Annotated in this window: 14 protein-coding genes; 10 read left to right on the forward strand and 4 right to left on the reverse strand. The window is 63.5% G+C overall.

Annotated elements, in window-relative coordinates; genetic code table 11:
- The first annotated feature begins 218 nt into the window (after nt 1-218).
- The 10 genes from ACDC66_RS09955 to ACDC66_RS10000 all read left to right on the forward strand — a co-directional run bounded on the left by ACDC66_RS09955 (nt 219) and on the right by ACDC66_RS10000 (nt 10,869).
- Nucleotides 219-665, forward strand: coding sequence for a Fur family transcriptional regulator (locus ACDC66_RS09955; RefSeq protein ID WP_376696557.1), 447 nt, complete (start codon nt 219-221; stop codon nt 663-665).
- On the forward strand, nt 662-1,630 hold the full coding sequence (locus ACDC66_RS09960) for a helix-turn-helix transcriptional regulator (RefSeq protein ID WP_376696558.1): 969 nt from the start codon (nt 662-664) through the stop codon (nt 1,628-1,630). The genes ACDC66_RS09955 and ACDC66_RS09960 overlap by 4 nt, the downstream gene beginning before the upstream one ends.
- 106 nt (nt 1,631-1,736) lie before the next feature.
- Nucleotides 1,737-2,435, forward strand: a complete 699-nt coding sequence (phoB, locus tag ACDC66_RS09965; protein WP_376696559.1) for a phosphate regulon transcriptional regulator PhoB — start codon at nt 1,737-1,739, stop codon at nt 2,433-2,435.
- Nucleotides 2,435-3,751 (forward strand): phosphate regulon sensor histidine kinase PhoR, encoded by a 1,317-nt coding sequence (gene phoR / locus ACDC66_RS09970; protein ID WP_376696560.1) that lies wholly within the window; start codon nt 2,435-2,437, stop codon nt 3,749-3,751. The genes phoB and phoR overlap by 1 nt, the downstream gene beginning before the upstream one ends.
- A 61-nt stretch (nt 3,752-3,812) precedes the next feature.
- Nucleotides 3,813-4,784 carry a PstS family phosphate ABC transporter substrate-binding protein gene (locus ACDC66_RS09975; protein ID WP_376696561.1) on the forward strand — a complete coding sequence of 324 codons (972 nt, stop codon included), beginning with the start codon at nt 3,813-3,815 and terminating at the stop codon, nt 4,782-4,784.
- Nucleotides 4,785-4,888: 104 nt separating this feature from the next.
- Nucleotides 4,889-7,192, forward strand: a complete 2,304-nt coding sequence (locus tag ACDC66_RS09980) for an ABC transporter permease subunit (RefSeq protein ID WP_376696562.1) — start codon at nt 4,889-4,891, stop codon at nt 7,190-7,192.
- A gap of 5 nt (nt 7,193-7,197) precedes the next feature.
- A complete protein-coding gene (gene pstA, locus ACDC66_RS09985) occupies nt 7,198-8,865 on the forward strand; it encodes a phosphate ABC transporter permease PstA (protein WP_376696563.1) in 1,668 nt (555 codons plus the stop codon).
- A 177-nt stretch (nt 8,866-9,042) separates the two neighbouring features.
- On the forward strand, nt 9,043-9,879 hold the full coding sequence (gene pstB, locus ACDC66_RS09990) for a phosphate ABC transporter ATP-binding protein PstB (RefSeq protein WP_376696564.1): 837 nt from the start codon (nt 9,043-9,045) through the stop codon (nt 9,877-9,879).
- A 6-nt stretch (nt 9,880-9,885) separates the two neighbouring features.
- Nucleotides 9,886-10,614 carry a phosphate signaling complex protein PhoU gene (gene phoU, locus ACDC66_RS09995; protein ID WP_376696565.1) on the forward strand — a complete coding sequence of 243 codons (729 nt, stop codon included), beginning with the start codon at nt 9,886-9,888 and terminating at the stop codon, nt 10,612-10,614.
- A gap of 75 nt (nt 10,615-10,689) precedes the next feature.
- Nucleotides 10,690-10,869, forward strand: coding sequence for a hypothetical protein (locus ACDC66_RS10000; protein WP_376696566.1), 180 nt, complete (start codon nt 10,690-10,692; stop codon nt 10,867-10,869).
- Here the strand turns inward: ACDC66_RS10000 and ACDC66_RS10005 are convergent.
- The 4 genes from ACDC66_RS10005 to ACDC66_RS10020 all read right to left on the reverse strand — a co-directional run bounded on the left by ACDC66_RS10005 (nt 10,852) and on the right by ACDC66_RS10020 (nt 16,103).
- Nucleotides 10,852-13,413 (reverse strand): M14 family zinc carboxypeptidase, encoded by a 2,562-nt coding sequence (locus ACDC66_RS10005; protein ID WP_376696567.1) that lies wholly within the window; start codon nt 13,411-13,413, stop codon nt 10,852-10,854. The two genes, ACDC66_RS10000 and ACDC66_RS10005, sit on opposite strands and share 18 nt — an antisense overlap.
- On the reverse strand, nt 13,410-14,486 hold the full coding sequence (locus tag ACDC66_RS10010; protein WP_376696568.1) for a hypothetical protein: 1,077 nt from the start codon (nt 14,484-14,486) through the stop codon (nt 13,410-13,412). Before ACDC66_RS10010 ends, ACDC66_RS10005 begins: the two co-directional genes overlap by 4 nt.
- Nucleotides 14,487-14,600: 114 nt before the next feature.
- Nucleotides 14,601-15,647 carry an aminotransferase class III-fold pyridoxal phosphate-dependent enzyme gene (locus ACDC66_RS10015; protein ID WP_376696587.1) on the reverse strand — a complete coding sequence of 349 codons (1,047 nt, stop codon included), beginning with the start codon at nt 15,645-15,647 and terminating at the stop codon, nt 14,601-14,603.
- Nucleotides 15,648-15,650: 3 nt separating this feature from the next.
- The gene (locus ACDC66_RS10020) at nt 15,651-16,103 is read right to left on the reverse strand and encodes a hypothetical protein (protein WP_376696569.1); all 453 of its coding nucleotides are present in this window, start codon (nt 16,101-16,103) and stop codon (nt 15,651-15,653) included.
- Between the last annotated feature and the right edge of the window lie 76 nt (nt 16,104-16,179).

Consider the following 16,179-nt stretch of genomic DNA (forward strand, 5'->3'; position numbering starts at 1 on the left):
ACCTTTAAAACGCAAAGACGCTAAGACGCAAAGAACGCCAAGAAAGAAAAATCAATAAAGCAGGTGACCACGGAAGTTGCTGAAAGGCTGGAGTTGACCCAGTTCGCTGTTTGTTGGTTTTTAATCATTCAGTTTTTTGTTTTTCTTCGCGTCCTTTGCTGCTTTGCGTCTTTGCGTTTCAAAGGTTTTTGCCGACCCTGCCTGATAGAATAAAAGGCATGGATTCGAGCCAGGTCATTCGTGAGGTCGAGCAGCGCTGCAGGCAGCGTGGCCTGCGCCTGACGCCCACCCGGCGGCGGGTGCTCGAGTTGGTGCTGTCGGCCGAGGGGCCGGTCAAGGCCTACGACCTGCTCGACCTGCTCAAGGCCGAGCAGCCCAACGCTGCGCCGCCGACGATTTACCGGGCGCTGGAGTTTTTGCTCGAAAATCATTTCATTCACCGTCTCGAATCCCTCAACGCTTTCGTCAGCTGTTTCCATCCGGCCGAGTCCCACCAGGGCCAGTTCCTGATCTGCGACGAATGCCAGACGGTGACCGAGATTCACGATCCGGCATTGACCAGCAAGCTGCACGCTGCCGCCGAGCACGAGCATTTCCATCCCAGCCGCCAGGTGCTGGAAATCTACGGCCTTTGTGACAACTGCTATGGGGTCCATCGCTCTTGAGCCGGCGCGAACGCCTCTATCACCTGCACGACATCCTCCGCCAGCGGCGCACGCCGATTGCCCGCCAGGGTCTGATGGAAGAGCTCGGCTGCAGCCAGGCGACCCTCTATCGGCTCATCAATGAATTGCGCGACCACCTGGGGGCACCGCTGGAGCAGGATCCGGACGGCCGCGGCTTTTTCTATGACCGCAGCCTGGCCGGCAGTTTCGAACTGCCCGGGCTATGGATCAGCCCCGATGAACTGCAGGCCCTGCTGACCGCCCGTCACGTGCTGGGCAATGTCCAGCCGGGCTTGCTCGAGGATGAGCTCGAAGGCGTGCAGCAGCGCATCAACCAGCTGCTCGACGCCCAGGGGCTGGATTTCTCGACCCAGCCGGGACGAATCAACATCCGGCACGACGCCGGGCGGCCGGTGCCGGCCGATCTGTTCGAAGATGTGCTGCAGGCCTTGTTCAAGCGCCAGCGGCTGGCAATTACCTACCACGGGCGCCGGCGCGACGACGTCAGCGAACGCGAAGTCTCGCCACAGCGCCTGACCAGCTACCGCGACCGCTGGTACCTGGATGCCTGGTGCCATCGCTCGGAAGGATTGCGCAGTTTCGCCCTGGAACGGATTCGCGATATCGGTCGGCTTGAGCAGGAAAGTATCGAGTTGCCGGAGGAGGAGATCACCCGGCATTTCGACCAGGCCTTCGGCATCTTCTCGGGTCCGGTCGAACACGATGCCGTATTGCGTTTCAGTGCCGAGGCGGCGCGCTGGGCGGCTGACGAGGTCTGGCATCCCGAGCAGCGCTCCGAGTGGATGCAGGACGGACGCTTCGAGCTGACCGTACCGTTCGGGCGCAGCCGAGAACTGATCATGGAGATCCTCCGCTATGGCGCCGATATCGAGGTTGTGGCGCCCGATTTTCTGCGCGAGGCGGTATCCGGGCAACTGGAAGTCGCGCTGGGCTATTATCGATAGCGCCTCATGCGGAGACTGCCCGTGTGTAGGGAGTCCGTCACGGTCGTGTCATGGAAGTGTCACATGACACTGCTGCAATGATGCGAAGTTGACTGCAGGGCATACCATGAACAACCAGACCATTCTGGTCGTGGAGGACGACGAGGCGATTCGCGACATGATCGTCTTCAATCTCGAAAGAGCGGGTTTCCGCGTTGTCGAAGCGGGTGATTGCCAGACGGCCCGGGTTCGAATCGCCGACGATCTCCCCGACTTGCTGCTACTCGACTGGATGCTTCCCGACACCAGCGGCGTCGAACTGGCTCGCAGCCTGCGCCGTGACGAGATGACGCAGGATATACCCATCATCATGCTGACTGCGCGTACGATGGAAGACGACAAGGTTCGCGGGCTCGACAGCGGGGCTGACGATTACGTCACCAAACCCTTCGGCGCGCGCGAGCTGATCGCGCGCATCAATGCACTGCTGAGGCGGTCGGCGCCCGGCGGGGCGGATGAAGAGGTGGTGGTCAATGGCCTCGTGCTCAACACCGCCAGCCACCGTGTCACGGGCAACGGCAAGCCGATCGATCTCGGGCCGACGGAGTTTCGCATGCTGCGTTTCTTCATGACCCACCAGGACCGCGTCTACTCGCGCACGCAACTGCTCGACTATGTCTGGGGTGGCGGCGTCTACATCGAGGAGCGCACGGTCGATGTGCACGTACTGCGCCTGCGCAAGGCCTTGGCGCCGCTGGGTTTCGATCGCTACATCCAGACCGTTCGCGGGGCAGGTTACAGATTCTCGGCGGTGGAAACGGCCTGATGTCGCGTGCCTGGTTCAGCGAGTTGCTGTTCCTGGCCGCGCTGGTCGTCGGCGCCCTGGTTCTGGCGCTTATTTTCGGGGGGCTTCCCTGGTTTCTGCTGCTGGCCCTGGCCGTTCTTGTCGGGCGCTGGTTTCACCAGCTCTACCGCCTCGACCAGTGGCTGCGCAGCCGGAGACGCAACCCGCCGGCTTCCTGGGGCGTGTGGGGCCAGCTCTTCGACGACTACTACCGGTTGCGGCGTCGACATCACCTGAGCAAGCGACGGCTGGCGGCCGTCATTCGCGAATTCCGGGAAGCCACCGCCGCCATGCCGGACGGCACGCTGGTTCTCGACCGCGAGTTCCGCATTCTCTGGTACAACCAGGCAGCCTGTACGCTGGCCGGCCTGACCAGCCGCAGCGATTTCGGCCAGCCGGTTTCGAACCTCATCCGGAACCCCCGGCTGGTGGCTTTCATCGAGTCGGGCGACTTCGAAAACCCCATCGAGATTGCCTCTCCGGTCGACCCGAGCCGGCGCCTGCTGATGCGCCTGGTGCCCTATACCAATGAACAGTACCTGCTGCTGATTCGTGATGTGACCCGGCTGCACCGCCTGCAGGCCATGCGCCGGGACTTCGTCGCCAACGCCTCGCACGAGCTGCGCTCTCCCCTCACCGTGCTGGGCGGCTATCTCGATTCCATGGTGGAGGATCGTGACCTTGATCCGTCCTGGCGGGGGCCCGTCCGTCAGATGCGCGCCCAAACCCAGAGAATGAACAATCTGGTCAACGACCTGCTCGAGCTCTCCCGGCTCGAGACCGAGGAAAGCGAAGCGCCGATGGACAGCCCGGTGGATATGCCCGCGCTGATCCGGCGCCTGGGACGCGACGCCGTGCTGGCCGACGCCGAGGCGCACCCGCTGGACATCCAGGTCGAGACGGAGCGCTGTCTCAACGGCGTGGAAAACGAGATCTACAGCGCGCTCTCGAACCTGGTCATCAACGCCTTCCGCTACAGTGACGCGGGGCAGCCCGTATCGGTGCGCTGGCAGGAAGAACAGGACGGCAGCCTGGTTTTCGAAGTTCAGGATCATGGCGTGGGAATCGACCGCCGGCATTTGCCGTTCATCACCCAGCGTTTCTACCGCATTGACAGCTCCCACAGCCGGGCGCGGGGCGGCACCGGTCTTGGCCTGGCCATCGTCAAGCACGTTCTCAAGCGCCACGGCGCCCGGCTGGACGTCGAGTCCGACCCGGGTGTGGGCAGCGTCTTCCGTTGCATCTTTCCTGCGAACCGGGCCTGCGCGGCCCCGGCGCGTCGCAACGGGGTCGCGTAATCAAACTGTCACCTTTCGTTCATACAATCCGCAAGCAGAACATCCAAGGAGTCCGATCAACATGATCAAGCAACTGTTCAAGTATTCCGCCTGTGCAGCAATGCTGGCAAGCGGCACGGCCTTTTCGCAGGCCGAAGTCGACCCCGAACTGCCGGAATACGAGCCGGTATCGGGCATTTCCGGCAACCTGTCGTCCATCGGTTCGGACACGCTCAACAATCTGATGACGTTGTGGGCCGAGGAATTCCAGGATTACTACCCCAACGTCAACATCCAGATTCAGGGTGCCGGTTCTTCGACCGCGCCGCCGGCGCTGACCGAGGGCACGGCTAATTTCGGGCCGATGAGCCGCCCCATGCGCTCGTCCGAAATCCAGGCCTTCGAGGAAAAGCACGGCTACCCGCCGACCCAGGTCGGTACGGCCATCGACGTGCTGGCCGTCTACGTCAACAAGGACAATCCGGTCGAGTGCCTGACGATGGAACAGGTCGACGCGATCTTTTCCGTGGGCCGTCGCTGCGGTGCGGCCGACGACATCACTCGCTGGGGCCAGCTCGGGCTGGAAGGTGACTGGGCCAATCGCGACATCGCCCTCTATAGCCGCAACGCGGTGTCGGGGACCTACGGTTACTTCAAGGACAATGCGCTCTGCGGCGGCGACTACAAGCCCTCGATCAACGAGCAGCCTGGTTCGGCCTCGGTCGTGCAGGGCGTGACCGAATCGCTCAACGGCATCGGCTACTCGGGCATCGGTTACGAGACCTCCGGCGTCAAGGCCATCGAACTGACCCATGTCGGCGATGACGCCTGTTACGGCCCGACGCCCGACAACGGCGTCAGCGGTGACTATCCGCTGGCCCGCCTGCTGCTGGTGTATGTCAACAAGAACCCCAATCGCGAGCTTTCCCCGCTGGAACGCGAGTTCTTCCGCATGGTCCTGTCACGCCAGGGTCAGCAGGTTGTCTTGCGCGACGGTTATATTCCCCTGCCGGAGTCGGCTGCTTCGCGTATTCGCGACGAGCTGGGACTTTAGAAACGTCCGCATTATCATGTTGAATCCGAACGGCCCTGGCACTTGCGGGGCCGTTCGACATCGGCCTGCCGGCCACAACGATCATTGAACCATCGAGTTCCTGGATGAGTAACAACGCGACACAAGCAGGCCAGCGGCAGTCCCACCTGCCGAGCGCCGACGCGATGGCGCGTCGTCGGCGCAGCCGCTACCTGGCTGACGGTGCAGCGCGCTGGATGGTGCGCGCCGGCGGCGGGGGCGTGGTGGTGGCCCTGGCGCTGATCTTCGTGTACCTGTTCAGCGAGGTCTTGCCGCTGTTCAAGGGGGCGTCGGTGGAGCGCCAGGAGAGCTATGTTACGGCCGATTCCGGGACGACGGTGCCGGCCTACCTGGCTCTGGAGCGCTACGGCGAAATCGGTATGCGTTACAGCCGTGAGGGTGAACTGGTGTATTTCAGGCTCGGCGACGGCGAGGTTATCCGGCGCATCGAACTGGCCGTTCCCGAAGGGGTACGCATCACCAGCGTCGGAAACGGCGAGCCGCGGGCGCGCCGGGTGGCACTCGGCCTCAGCGACGGCACGGCCATCATCGTCGAACATAATCACGCGCTCGAGTTTCCGGAAGCCGGCGTTCGCGACGTGGTTCCCGATCCCAGCTTTCCGGTCGGGCCCGAGCCGGTTGTGGTCGACGATTCGGGCGAGGCCCTCACCGCGATCGCCATCCAGAAGGCGCGTGACGACACCGGGGTGGCCGCGCAGACGGCCGATGGCCGCATGCTGTTCGTGCGCTACCGGGTGCGCACCGGCTTTCTGTCGGGCGAGCGAGACGTCCAGCGTGAATCGTACGATCTGCCTGCCTTCGGCACGCCGGTCACCCACCTCCAGCTCAGCGCCAACCTCTGGAACCTGATTGCCGCGGATGCCGGCGGCAGCCTGATCTACTGGGACATTTCCAGGCCCGCCGAGGCCGTCATGCGCGATCGTCGGGAGGTCGCCGGTGAACCGGGCGAGTCGATCACCAGCCTGCAGTTTCTCAACGGTACATTTTCGGCCATCGTTGGCACCGCCTCCGGCAATGTATCGCAGTGGTTCCTTGTCCGGGACGAGACCGAGGATGCCGGAGACAACATTTTCTACCTGGCCCGGGCGCGCGATTTCGAACAGCATCCGGGTGCCATCACGGCCATTCAGCCCGAGTACACGCGCAAGGGCTTCGTCGCCGTCGACGATGCCGGTTACCTCGGGATTCATTACGGCACTTCTGCACGAACGGTGTTTCTCGACCGGGTTTCCGACAAGCCGCTGGTGGGCGTAGCCGTTTCTCCTGTCAATGAACGGATTCTGGTCGAGGATCGTGAGGGCACAATTACCGAACTCGACTTGTGGAACGAGCACCCGGAAACATCCTTCAAGGCCCTGTGGAGCAAGGTCTGGTATGAAGGCCGCTCCGATCCCGCCTACGTCTGGCAGGCCTCGTCGGGTAGCGACAGTTTCGAGCCCAAGTATTCGATGGTGCCGCTGACCGTCGGCACGCTCAAGGCCGCTTTCTTCGCCATGCTGTTCGCCATGCCGCTGGCGATTGCCGGGGCGATCTACACCGCCTATTTCATGTCGCCCAGCTTGCGCGGTTACGTCAAGCCCACCATCGAAGTGATGGAGGCGCTGCCGACGGTGATCCTCGGTTTCCTGGCCGGCCTTTGGCTGGCGCCGTTCCTGGAAAACCACATTCCGGTGGTGTTTACCGTACTGGTTGGCCTGCCGCTGGCCTTCCTGATCGTCGCCTGGGCGTGGGCACAGCTTCCCAGGGGCGTTCGCAACCGCATACCGGGCGGCTGGGAAGCGCTGATTCTGATGCCGGTCATCTGCCTGCTGGTATGGGGTCTGATCGAACTCTCGCCGCTGATCGAGATCTGGTTCTTCGACGGCTCGATGCGGCAATGGTTTACCGACATCGGCATTACCTACGACCAGCGCAACGCCCTGGTGGTCGGCATCGCCATGGGCTTCGCCGTCATTCCCACTATTTTCTCGATTGCCGAGGATGCGGTCTTTACCGTGCCCAAGCATCTGACCCAGGGCTCCCTGGCGCTGGGCGCCACGCCCTGGCAGACGGTCACGCGGGTGATCCTGCTGACGGCCAGCCCGGGTATTTTCTCGGCGGTGATGATCGGCTTCGGGCGTGCCGTGGGCGAGACCATGATCGTCCTGATGGCCACGGGCAACAGCCCGGTGGTCAACTTCAACATCTTCGAAGGCATGCGTACCCTGTCGGCCAACATCGCTGTTGAGTTGCCGGAAACGGCCGTCAATTCCACGCATTTCCGCATCCTGTTCCTGGCCGGCCTGGTGCTGTTCGCCATGACCTTCATCGTCAACACCATCGCCGAAATCGTGCGCCAGCGCTTGCGCACGAAGTACAGCAGTCTGTGAGAGCTATGAAGTTCAGAGAATGGTTCAAATCCGGTGATCCGTGGATCTGGATGATCGGCGGGGCACTGAGCATTTCCGTGATCATGGTCGTCGGCCTGTTGCTGCTGATCGCCGTGCGGGGTTTCGGGCATTTCTGGCCGGCGCCGCTCGCCGAGACCACTGTGACGGCTGCAGATGGTAGCGAATCGGTCATTCTGGGTGAGCTGGTCGAAAGCGAGACGTTGCCGGCCGACCGGGTACGGGAGGCCGGTCAGTTCATCGACGACGATACCCAGGTCGTCACGCGGCACCTGTTCAAGGTCGGCAACCGCGACCTGACCGGGCGCGATTTCGTATGGCACCTGGAACCCGCGCTCGGGGAGTGGGCCTACCCGGAAGACGCGATGATGATCGAACGGCGCGAGTGGGGCAATTTCTACGGCTATCCCCTGCGCCTGGAAGAAGACGGCCGGACGATCGCCGAAGGCGAGAACCTGTGGGGCGAACTCCAGGCGCGCATCGAACGCGCCAATGAACTGCACGCGCGCATCCAGCAGATCGAACGCTACGAGATCGGCCGTATCAACAGCCAGCTCGAGGAAATCCGGCTGGAGGAGCGGGGGCTGGATCACCGCGGTGTCACCGGTGCCGAGCGGGAAGCCGCCATGGCCGACCTGGAGGCCCGCCGGTCCGTGCTCGAGGAGGAATACGACGAGTTGCGGGCGCAGCGCAATGATTTGCAACAGCGCAACGAACGCGATGTGCTGCATGCGCGGACGGCCAACGGGCAGGAAGTGGCCATCCAGGTCGGCAAGATCGTGATGGCTTCGACGAACAATGCCCTGGGCCTGGCGGGCAAGCTGGGTTTCTACTGGCACAGGATCTCGGACTTCATTACCGGTTACCCGCGTGAAGCCAATACCGAGGGCGGCATCTTCCCGGCTATCTTCGGCACGGTGACCATGGTGCTGATCATGTCGGTATTGGTAACGCCCTTCGGCGTCCTGGCCGCCATCTACCTGCGCGAGTATGCCCGGCAGGGGCCGATCCTCAAGATGATCCGCGTGTCGGTCTATAACCTGGCCGGCGTGCCTTCGATCGTCTTCGGCGTGTTCGGGCTGGGCTTTTTCGTCTACATGCTAGGCGGCAGTATCGACGAGCTGTTTTTCCCCGAGCGATTGCCGGCGCCGACTTTCGGTACCCCGGGGCTTTTCTGGGCCTCGCTGACACTTGCCTTGCTGACCCTGCCGGTGGTGATCGTGTCGACCGAAGAGGGCCTGGCACGGATTCCACGCACCGTGCGCGAGGGCTCACTGGCGCTGGGTGCAACCAAGTGGGAGACGCTCTGGAAGGTTGTCGTGCCCCTGTCGGCACCGGCGATGATGACCGGCCTGATCCTGGCCGTGGCGCGTGCCGCGGGCGAAGTGGCGCCGCTGATGCTCGTCGGCGTGGTCAAGCTCGCCCCGAGCCTGCCGGTCGACGGCGAATTTCCCTACGTGCATATGGAGCGCAAGATCATGCACCTGGGTTTTCATATTTACGACGTCGGCTTCCAGAGTCCCAATGTCGAGGCGGCCCGGCCACTGGTCTACGCTACGGCGTTGACGCTGGTGGCGCTGATCCTGATCCTGAACCTGAGCGCAATCGCCATCCGCAACCGGCTGCGCGAGAAATATCGCTCAGAAAGCGACTGACATGATTGGCTAACCGCAAAGAGCGCAAAGACAAAGATTAGCAGATTGGAGAATGTAAATAGATTGGCAGATGGTGACTCGGATTATGCTCGCCTGCATGTTTGGCGAGTTTGAATGCACTTTGCGATCTTTGCGTCTTCGCGGTTAGAAATGGTTTTATAGAGAGTAATCAGAACAATGGAAGAGAAGCAACAGGAAACGCAGATTCCGACCGGCGTATCCGTCAATGAGGATCGCCAGGCGCTCAATATCGAGCGCGAGGATATCTGTATCGAAACGCGTGACTTGAATCTGTACTACGGTGAGGACCAGGCGCTGAAGAACGTCGACCTGCGTATTCCCCGAAATCGGGTGACGGCCTTTATCGGCCCCAGTGGTTGCGGCAAGTCGACCCTGCTGCGCTGTTTCAACCGCATGAACGACCTGATCGACATCTGTCGCATCGAGGGCGAGATCCTGATCGACGGTCAGGATATTCATCACCGCAATGTCGATGTGGCCGAGCACCGGCGACGCGTGGGCATGGTCTTCCAGAAGCCCAATCCGTTTCCGAAGACCATCTTCGAGAACGTCGCCTACGGGTTGAGATTGCAGGGCGTCAACGACCGACGCCAGCTCTCGGAGGTGGTCGAGAATGCGCTGCGCTCGGCCGCACTGTGGGACGAGGTCAAGGATCGCCTGGACGACAATGCGTTCGGGCTTTCGGGCGGTCAGCAGCAGCGGCTGGTCATTGCCCGCGCCATTGCGATCGAACCGGAAGTGATCCTGCTCGACGAGCCCTGTTCCGCGCTGGATCCGATTTCCACGGCCAAGGTCGAGGAACTCATCATCGAGCTCAAGGATCGGTATACCATCGTCATCGTGACGCACAACATGCAGCAGGCCGCGCGTGTTTCCGACTTCACCGCCTACATGTACATGGGCGAAATGGTCGAGTTCGACGACACGGCCCGGTTGTTCACCAATCCGCGCCGAAAGGCGACGGAAGACTACATCACAGGCCGCTACGGGTAATCAACAATGGACAAGCTGCACCTCGATAAACATATTTCCCGCCAGTTCAATGAGGAACTCGAGTCCCTGCGCCAGCAGGTGATGACCATGGGCGGGCTCGCCGAGGAAATGATCGGCAATGCCGTGCAGGCATTGGTCGAGGGTGACTCCGAGCTTGCGCAGCACGTGGTCGAGGCCGACGACCAGGTCAACGAGATGGAAAAGGCCATCGACGAGCGCTGCATCATGGTGCTCGCCAGGCGCCAGCCGACGGCCAGCGACCTGCGCCTGGTCGTGGCAATGATCAAGGCAATCAACGATCTCGAGCGCATCGGCGACGAGGCCGAGAAGATTGCCCGCATGGCGATCCGGCTGGCCGAGGCCGATCGGCCGCGTAACAACTACCGCGAACTCGAAATCATGGGAACGACCGTGCGGGGTATGCTTCACGATGCCCTGGACGGTTTCGTGCGGCTGGCCCCCGAGGTTGCCGTGAGCCTCGTGCGCGAGGACAACAAGGTGGATGCTGACTACGAAGCCATCCTGCGCCAGTACCACACCTATCTGGTCGAGGAGCCGCGCAACACTCGGCGGATCATCGACGCCATCTGGGTGGCGCGCTCGATCGAGCGCATCGGCGACCACGCCAAGAATATCGGTGAGTACATCGTCTACCTGGTCGAGGGCAAGGATCTTCGCCACGCATCCCTGGCCGAGATGGAACGCGAACTCGGCGATGAGGGGGGGTCGAAGTGACGAATCACTCCATTCTCAGGTTCTGAGAAGTCGGCATGCTGAACTTGCATCACGTTCAAACGATGGAGTTCAGAAATGCAGGCAACCCTCCCAAACCGCCAGGCTCGTCCCCGTTTTAATCGCCGGGAATCGCTTCGCCAGTGCACCCGGCAACTGATCGCCGTATCGGGTGAATTGCTGGCCCTTGCCAGCCTGACCGTGGCCCTGGCTGCCGGCCTGACCGTGCTCGCCGGTGTCCTACAACTCGCAGCCTAGGCCGGCCAGTCCGGCCAGCTCGGTAAGCCTTTCCAGCGGCAGGGCACCGTCCTCGAAACCATCCAGCTCGGACTCGTACTCGAGGCGACCCTGCTCGCAGCCGAGGGTGAGTTCCGCCCGGCCCCAGAAGTTCTGCTCGGCGTCGTCCGGGTCGAAATCGTCGCCGAAGACGGGACCTTGGACGGTCAGCAGCTCGGGAAAGACGATCGGGTCAGTGCTGCCGGCCTCGCTCTGGCCGATGATCCAGTAGGGGCGACCCTCGGCATCGTAGGTAAACCACACCAGAAGCATCGACTCCGCGGAGAGCCACTGGACCGTCATGCCCTGTCCCGGCTGCAGCGGGTCGTACCAGGAGCCGCTCAGCAGCGCGCGATCCGGAAAGGCCGTGGGCATGTCGGGCGGGCGACAATCGGTGCTCCAGGTCGAGGTCAGGGCCTGGAAATCGATGGTGCGGTGATGGTCATATGCCTCGTACTCGTACCAGCCGCTCTGGCAGCCGGTGAAGATCATGCGAGCCGAGCCGACGGTTTCAAGCTCGACGTCTTCGGGATCGAACGCGCTGCCGAATTGCGCCCCGCTTCCGGCCACCAGCTCCGGAAACTCGATGCGGTTGCCCTCGATCCTGCCCGAACCGATCAGCCAGCGCGGCCGGCCTTCGCCATCGAACGTGAACCAGTAGGCAAGCGCGCGATCGTCGGGCAGGATTTCCAGCATCCAGCCTTCGCCGCTGCGTTCGGGGTTGAACCACATTGCCGTATGGCCGGGGCTTATCGCCAGGATCGACGGATCGCTCTCCGGCCCGGCCTCGACCTGGAGCGACCGGTCCGTACCGCCTTGATCGGGATCGTCACCATTCGAATCGTAGTCTCGCCAGAAACCGGTTCGGAAACGCACGGGCGTCGACGGGTCGGCGTCGAGCCGATGCCCGGTCATGTCGGTGGTTTCGATGGCCAGCGTTGCATGTTTGCCGGTGGACTGCTCCAGCAGGGATCGATTGGCCTCGGTGTCCGCGAGGTGAACCGGCAGGGTGACGGTACTGTCGCGATAGTTCGGACGGTCGCCTAACCAGCGATGAGGTTCTTCACTCCAGGAAGGCCCGCTGACCGTTGTTTCCAGCGGCTGGCCATCGACTTCAATATCGAGGTCGACGCCCAGTGAGCTGGAGAAACGGCCGGGGAATGGGACGATCTCGCCGTCTTCTCGCCAGCGCATGGGCTTGCTGAAGACCACTCGCAGCCGGTAATCAAGGCCGGTCTCGAGGGGCCGGACGCTGCGCGTGACGAGTTGGCGCTGCCCGTTCTCGGCTTCGCGCCAGCGTGCACTCCAGAAGGTCAATCGGCCGTCTTCGTCGAGCAGGTCGGCGCGCACGATGCGCGGCGGACCGGCCATGTGGTAGGCAATCGCCATCATGCTCTCGGCCAGGTTCTCGCGCACCCGGGCGATTTCACTCTCGGGCAGGATGAAGCCGTCGTGGCCGTTGTTGCCGAAGCCCCCGTATTCGGTGCCGCCCCTGCTGCCCGGTTCGATTTCCCAGGTCAGCGAGGGCACCCGGAACTCGTGCGCGAAGTATTCGGAGGTTGTTCCGATGCCTTTGCTGATGTGTCGAGGGCTGTCGACATAGCGCTTGCTGCCCGGCAGCGCGGCGTGGTGATCGGCGGCCATGTCCAGAACCCGCTCCTGGATGTCGTTGAGCCGATTGTTGTTGGTCTGGACGCTGAAGAACACCTTGGTGTAGGAGTGCATGTCGGCGTAGAAGCGCAACTGTTCGGACGGGCCGAGTGCCGCGGCCGCCATGAGCGCCTGCGTTTCCGGTTCGGAAGCGGGGGAGGGGCCGCGATAAGTCAGGTCCTCCCGTATGCCTGTATCGGGCGGGCCGGGCCAGGCCGGCTCGTTATTGCGGTTGAGATCGACACCGGACAGTCGGCCGGAAACCGTAACCAGGCTTTCATCCGCGCCGCGCAGGTTCTTGCGCCGCATGCGGCCGTCGCGCGGGGAGGAATCGGGAGAGCGGTTGTCCACGTCCAGCCAGTTGCTGCGTGGATAGCGCTGGGTCTGGAGAAAGCCGTCGACGTTGAGCACCGGGATGACGACGATACTGGTGTGATACAGGATGTAGTCGGTCCAGTGCTTGTCTCCGCGCCCGTCGACCAGACGTTCCATCAGGCCGGTGACGACTTCCGGTGATTGCCATTCGCGGGCGTGGATGCCGCCGGTGAACTGCAATGCGGCGCGGGGCAGGCCCTCGAACGTAGTGTCGCCGCCGCGGCCCAGGCGGTAGGCCCAGATGTCGCGGTTGCCGCGCGTCTGCCCGGCGATCGCCGAATCGATAAAGTCGTGCGTCATCGCCAGGTCCTGGTGACGCGTGCGCAGACCGGCGTACGTGCGGAAGCCGTCGAAGGGCAGTGGGGTGTCGACCGGGATCGGCACGGGGTAGCCCAGCCCCAGTCTGCCCGGGCCTTCGGTCCAGTCGATGATGGACTGGGCCGGCAACAGTGGGGATGCCGCCAGGAGAATGATCGCGATGAAGCGGCCGGGCCTGTTCATGGTCCGGCCTCGCTTTCAGGATCGGTCTCCTGCTCGGCGGCTTCCAGCTCGGCCAACAGCTCAAGCCGGCGGCGCCCGTGCTCCGTCAGCGTTTTGGTCGTTGCTGCTTCGAGCCAGTCACCGCCGTCCATGCGAGCGAGCTGCAGCGCTGCCGCGCCGCCCAGCTCTGGATCGTCGAGCAGATCCAGCAGCCGGCTGCCCCATTGTTGCCGGACAGCGCGGTCCTTGGGCAGATGGGCCGTCAGGTCGCTCATCGCCCAGGCGGCAATGCCCGGGGCCGGGTGCTCGAGTGCGGCTCGACTCAGTTCCGAGGCCTTCGCGGGCGGAAGCATGGCCCGGGCATGCTTCAGCCGGGGCATGACGACTCGAGCCGATGCCGTCTGGAGCCAGTGCTGCAGCCAGTCCAGGTTGCCGCGTGCGAGTTCGATGTCGGCGCGGAAATCTCCACAACCATAGAGACCGGAAGCGCAGTGCAGGGCCAGCGCGTCGAGGCGCTCGACCGGCATGCGCTGGATGGCGTAGCGCATGCCGCGATACTCGGGGTTGTCCGGCGAGCCTTGCGTGAGCTGGTCGGCCAGGGTGGACGGGGGCAGTGCATTGTGGCCGGAGACGGCTTCGTGACCGCGCCGCCAGGCCCATTCGTTGGCCAGGCCGCGCGCGGCCGTGGCGACGTCGAACAACGCGACGGGATGGTGGGCGCCTTCTTCGTGGGCCGTCACCGCCAGTGGCGGCACGCCGGCAAGCCACTCCAGCAGCGCCTCCGGTGCCGTGCCGGGTGGAAAATCACGCAGCCGCTTGATGTAACCGAACAGCACTGCATCGCGCTCGGCCGGCGACAGTGAAGCGTTACCGCGAATCTCGCTCATTTCGGCAGCCAGTGCATGCGTGCCGGCGCCGGAAAGAGTGCGTTCGAGGAGGGCGTCGGCGCTGCGCTCGACGGCTGGCGAACCGGTCAGGGCCCGGGCATCCGGTTCGACCCAGACCGGATCATTCGGCCGCTGGGCCGGGGCGGTGCCCGACCAGATGACGAAGAGGCAGCCGGCAAGCGCCGGCCAGGGGGTTGCTGAGCGCATGCGTTGCATCCCGCTCGGGGCCTGCCATCAATATAGCGCGCGCCCACCGGCACTGCCAGTGGATGTTGCGAGCTAGTTGGAAGCGCGACGAGCAGCGTCGCCGCGCTGTCTGGTTTACGCGGCCTGTTCGGACTGACGGACAGGGCCGTTGACCAGGGCGTCGCGGGTGGCCTCGACGATCAGGTCGACTTCTTCAGAGGTGATGCCGAACGGCGGTGTGTAGCGCAGCGAGTTGGCACCACCGTGGATCACGTTGATGCCGTGCATGCGCAGGTATTCCTCGGTGGAGCCTTCGCCGTAGGCCTTGTAGACGCTGCTGTCGAGTTCGATCGAGAACAGCAGGCCGGTGCCTTGCACGCGCGTGATGCGCCCGTCGAGTTCCTCGGCCAGTTGGCCGAACTTGTCCAGGAACTCGCGCCCGCGCTCGACGATGTTCTCGCGCAGTTCGGGCGTGACCTGGCGCAGCACGGCGGTGCCCACGTCCAGTGCGCGCGGGTTGGCGGTCATGGTGTTGCCGTACACGCCCTTGCGGTACAGGCCGGCGGCCTTGTCGTTCATGGCCAGCACCGACAGCGGGTACTGACCGGCGTTGAGGGCCTTGGAGTACGTTTCGAGGTCGGGCGCTTCGAGGCCTTCGAAGCCCGGATAGTCGACGACCGACAACACGCCCTGGGTGCGCAGGCCGGCCTGGATGGAATCCATCAGCAGCAGGGTGCCGTGTTCTTTTGTCAGGCGTCGGGCCTCGGCGTAGAACTCGGGCGTGACCGCCATGCCCGGATTGCCTTCACCCATGACCGGTTCCAGGAACATCGCCTCGATGAAGATCCTGTTCTTGCCGGCCCAGTCGAACACCTGCTGCAGGTGCTCGATATTGTTGGGCTCGACGGTGATCAGCGTGTCTTCCTCGCGGTAGGAGGCCAGGTGCTGGCTGTAGGTCTTGCGCGTCGAGTCCGAGAAGCGCGCAGGGCGGTCGGTACGGCCGTGGAAACTGCCGGACAGGGACAGGCGGTGCAGCTTGTAGCCGGCCTTCGGTCCGCCCGGGTCGGTCATCTGCTTGGCGTTGATGTCGGCGATGCGGCCGGCGACGGTGACCGCCTCCGATCCGGAGTTCATGCACAGGAACCGGTGGAACGGGCAGCCCCCGTCGCGGCGATTGCCGATCTCTTAGGTCAGCACGTCGAAGAAGCGCTGGTGCGAAAAACTCGGCGTCATGATGTTGGCCATCACGTGCGGCTGGTTCATGGCGTTGAGCACCGCCTCGGGGGCATGACCCAGCCCGAGCATGCCGTAGCCGCCGGAGTCGTGCAGCACCGCACCCTTGGTGGTGATGATCCAGGGCCCGCGCGCGGCCAGCGCCACGAAAGGATTGACGCAGTCGTCCGGGTAGAAGTTGACGTAACCGGACTGCAGGGCCTCTTTCTGGTCGGCCTCGTCGATGCCGATCAGGTCCGGGTAGGCTTCGCGCCAGCATTCCAGCACACCCAGCGCATCGTCCACGGCCTGTCCCAGCCGGGGATCGCTCTCGGCAAAGCGTTCGATGACGTCGTCGGACAGGCCGGGGGTCAGCGGCCTGCCGCCAATCTTGCGCAGGGTGTCGAGTTTGCTGATGATGCTCACGCGCGTCTCCTTGTGGGATGGTCTTGCAGCGGCGGAAAACCGAGCATTATAGCAAGCGACGGCTCTAATGACCGCG

The sequence above is a fragment of the Wenzhouxiangella psychrophila genome (assembly GCF_042310375.1).
In the GTDB taxonomy this organism is placed as follows: Bacteria; Pseudomonadota; Gammaproteobacteria; order Xanthomonadales; family Wenzhouxiangellaceae; genus Wenzhouxiangella.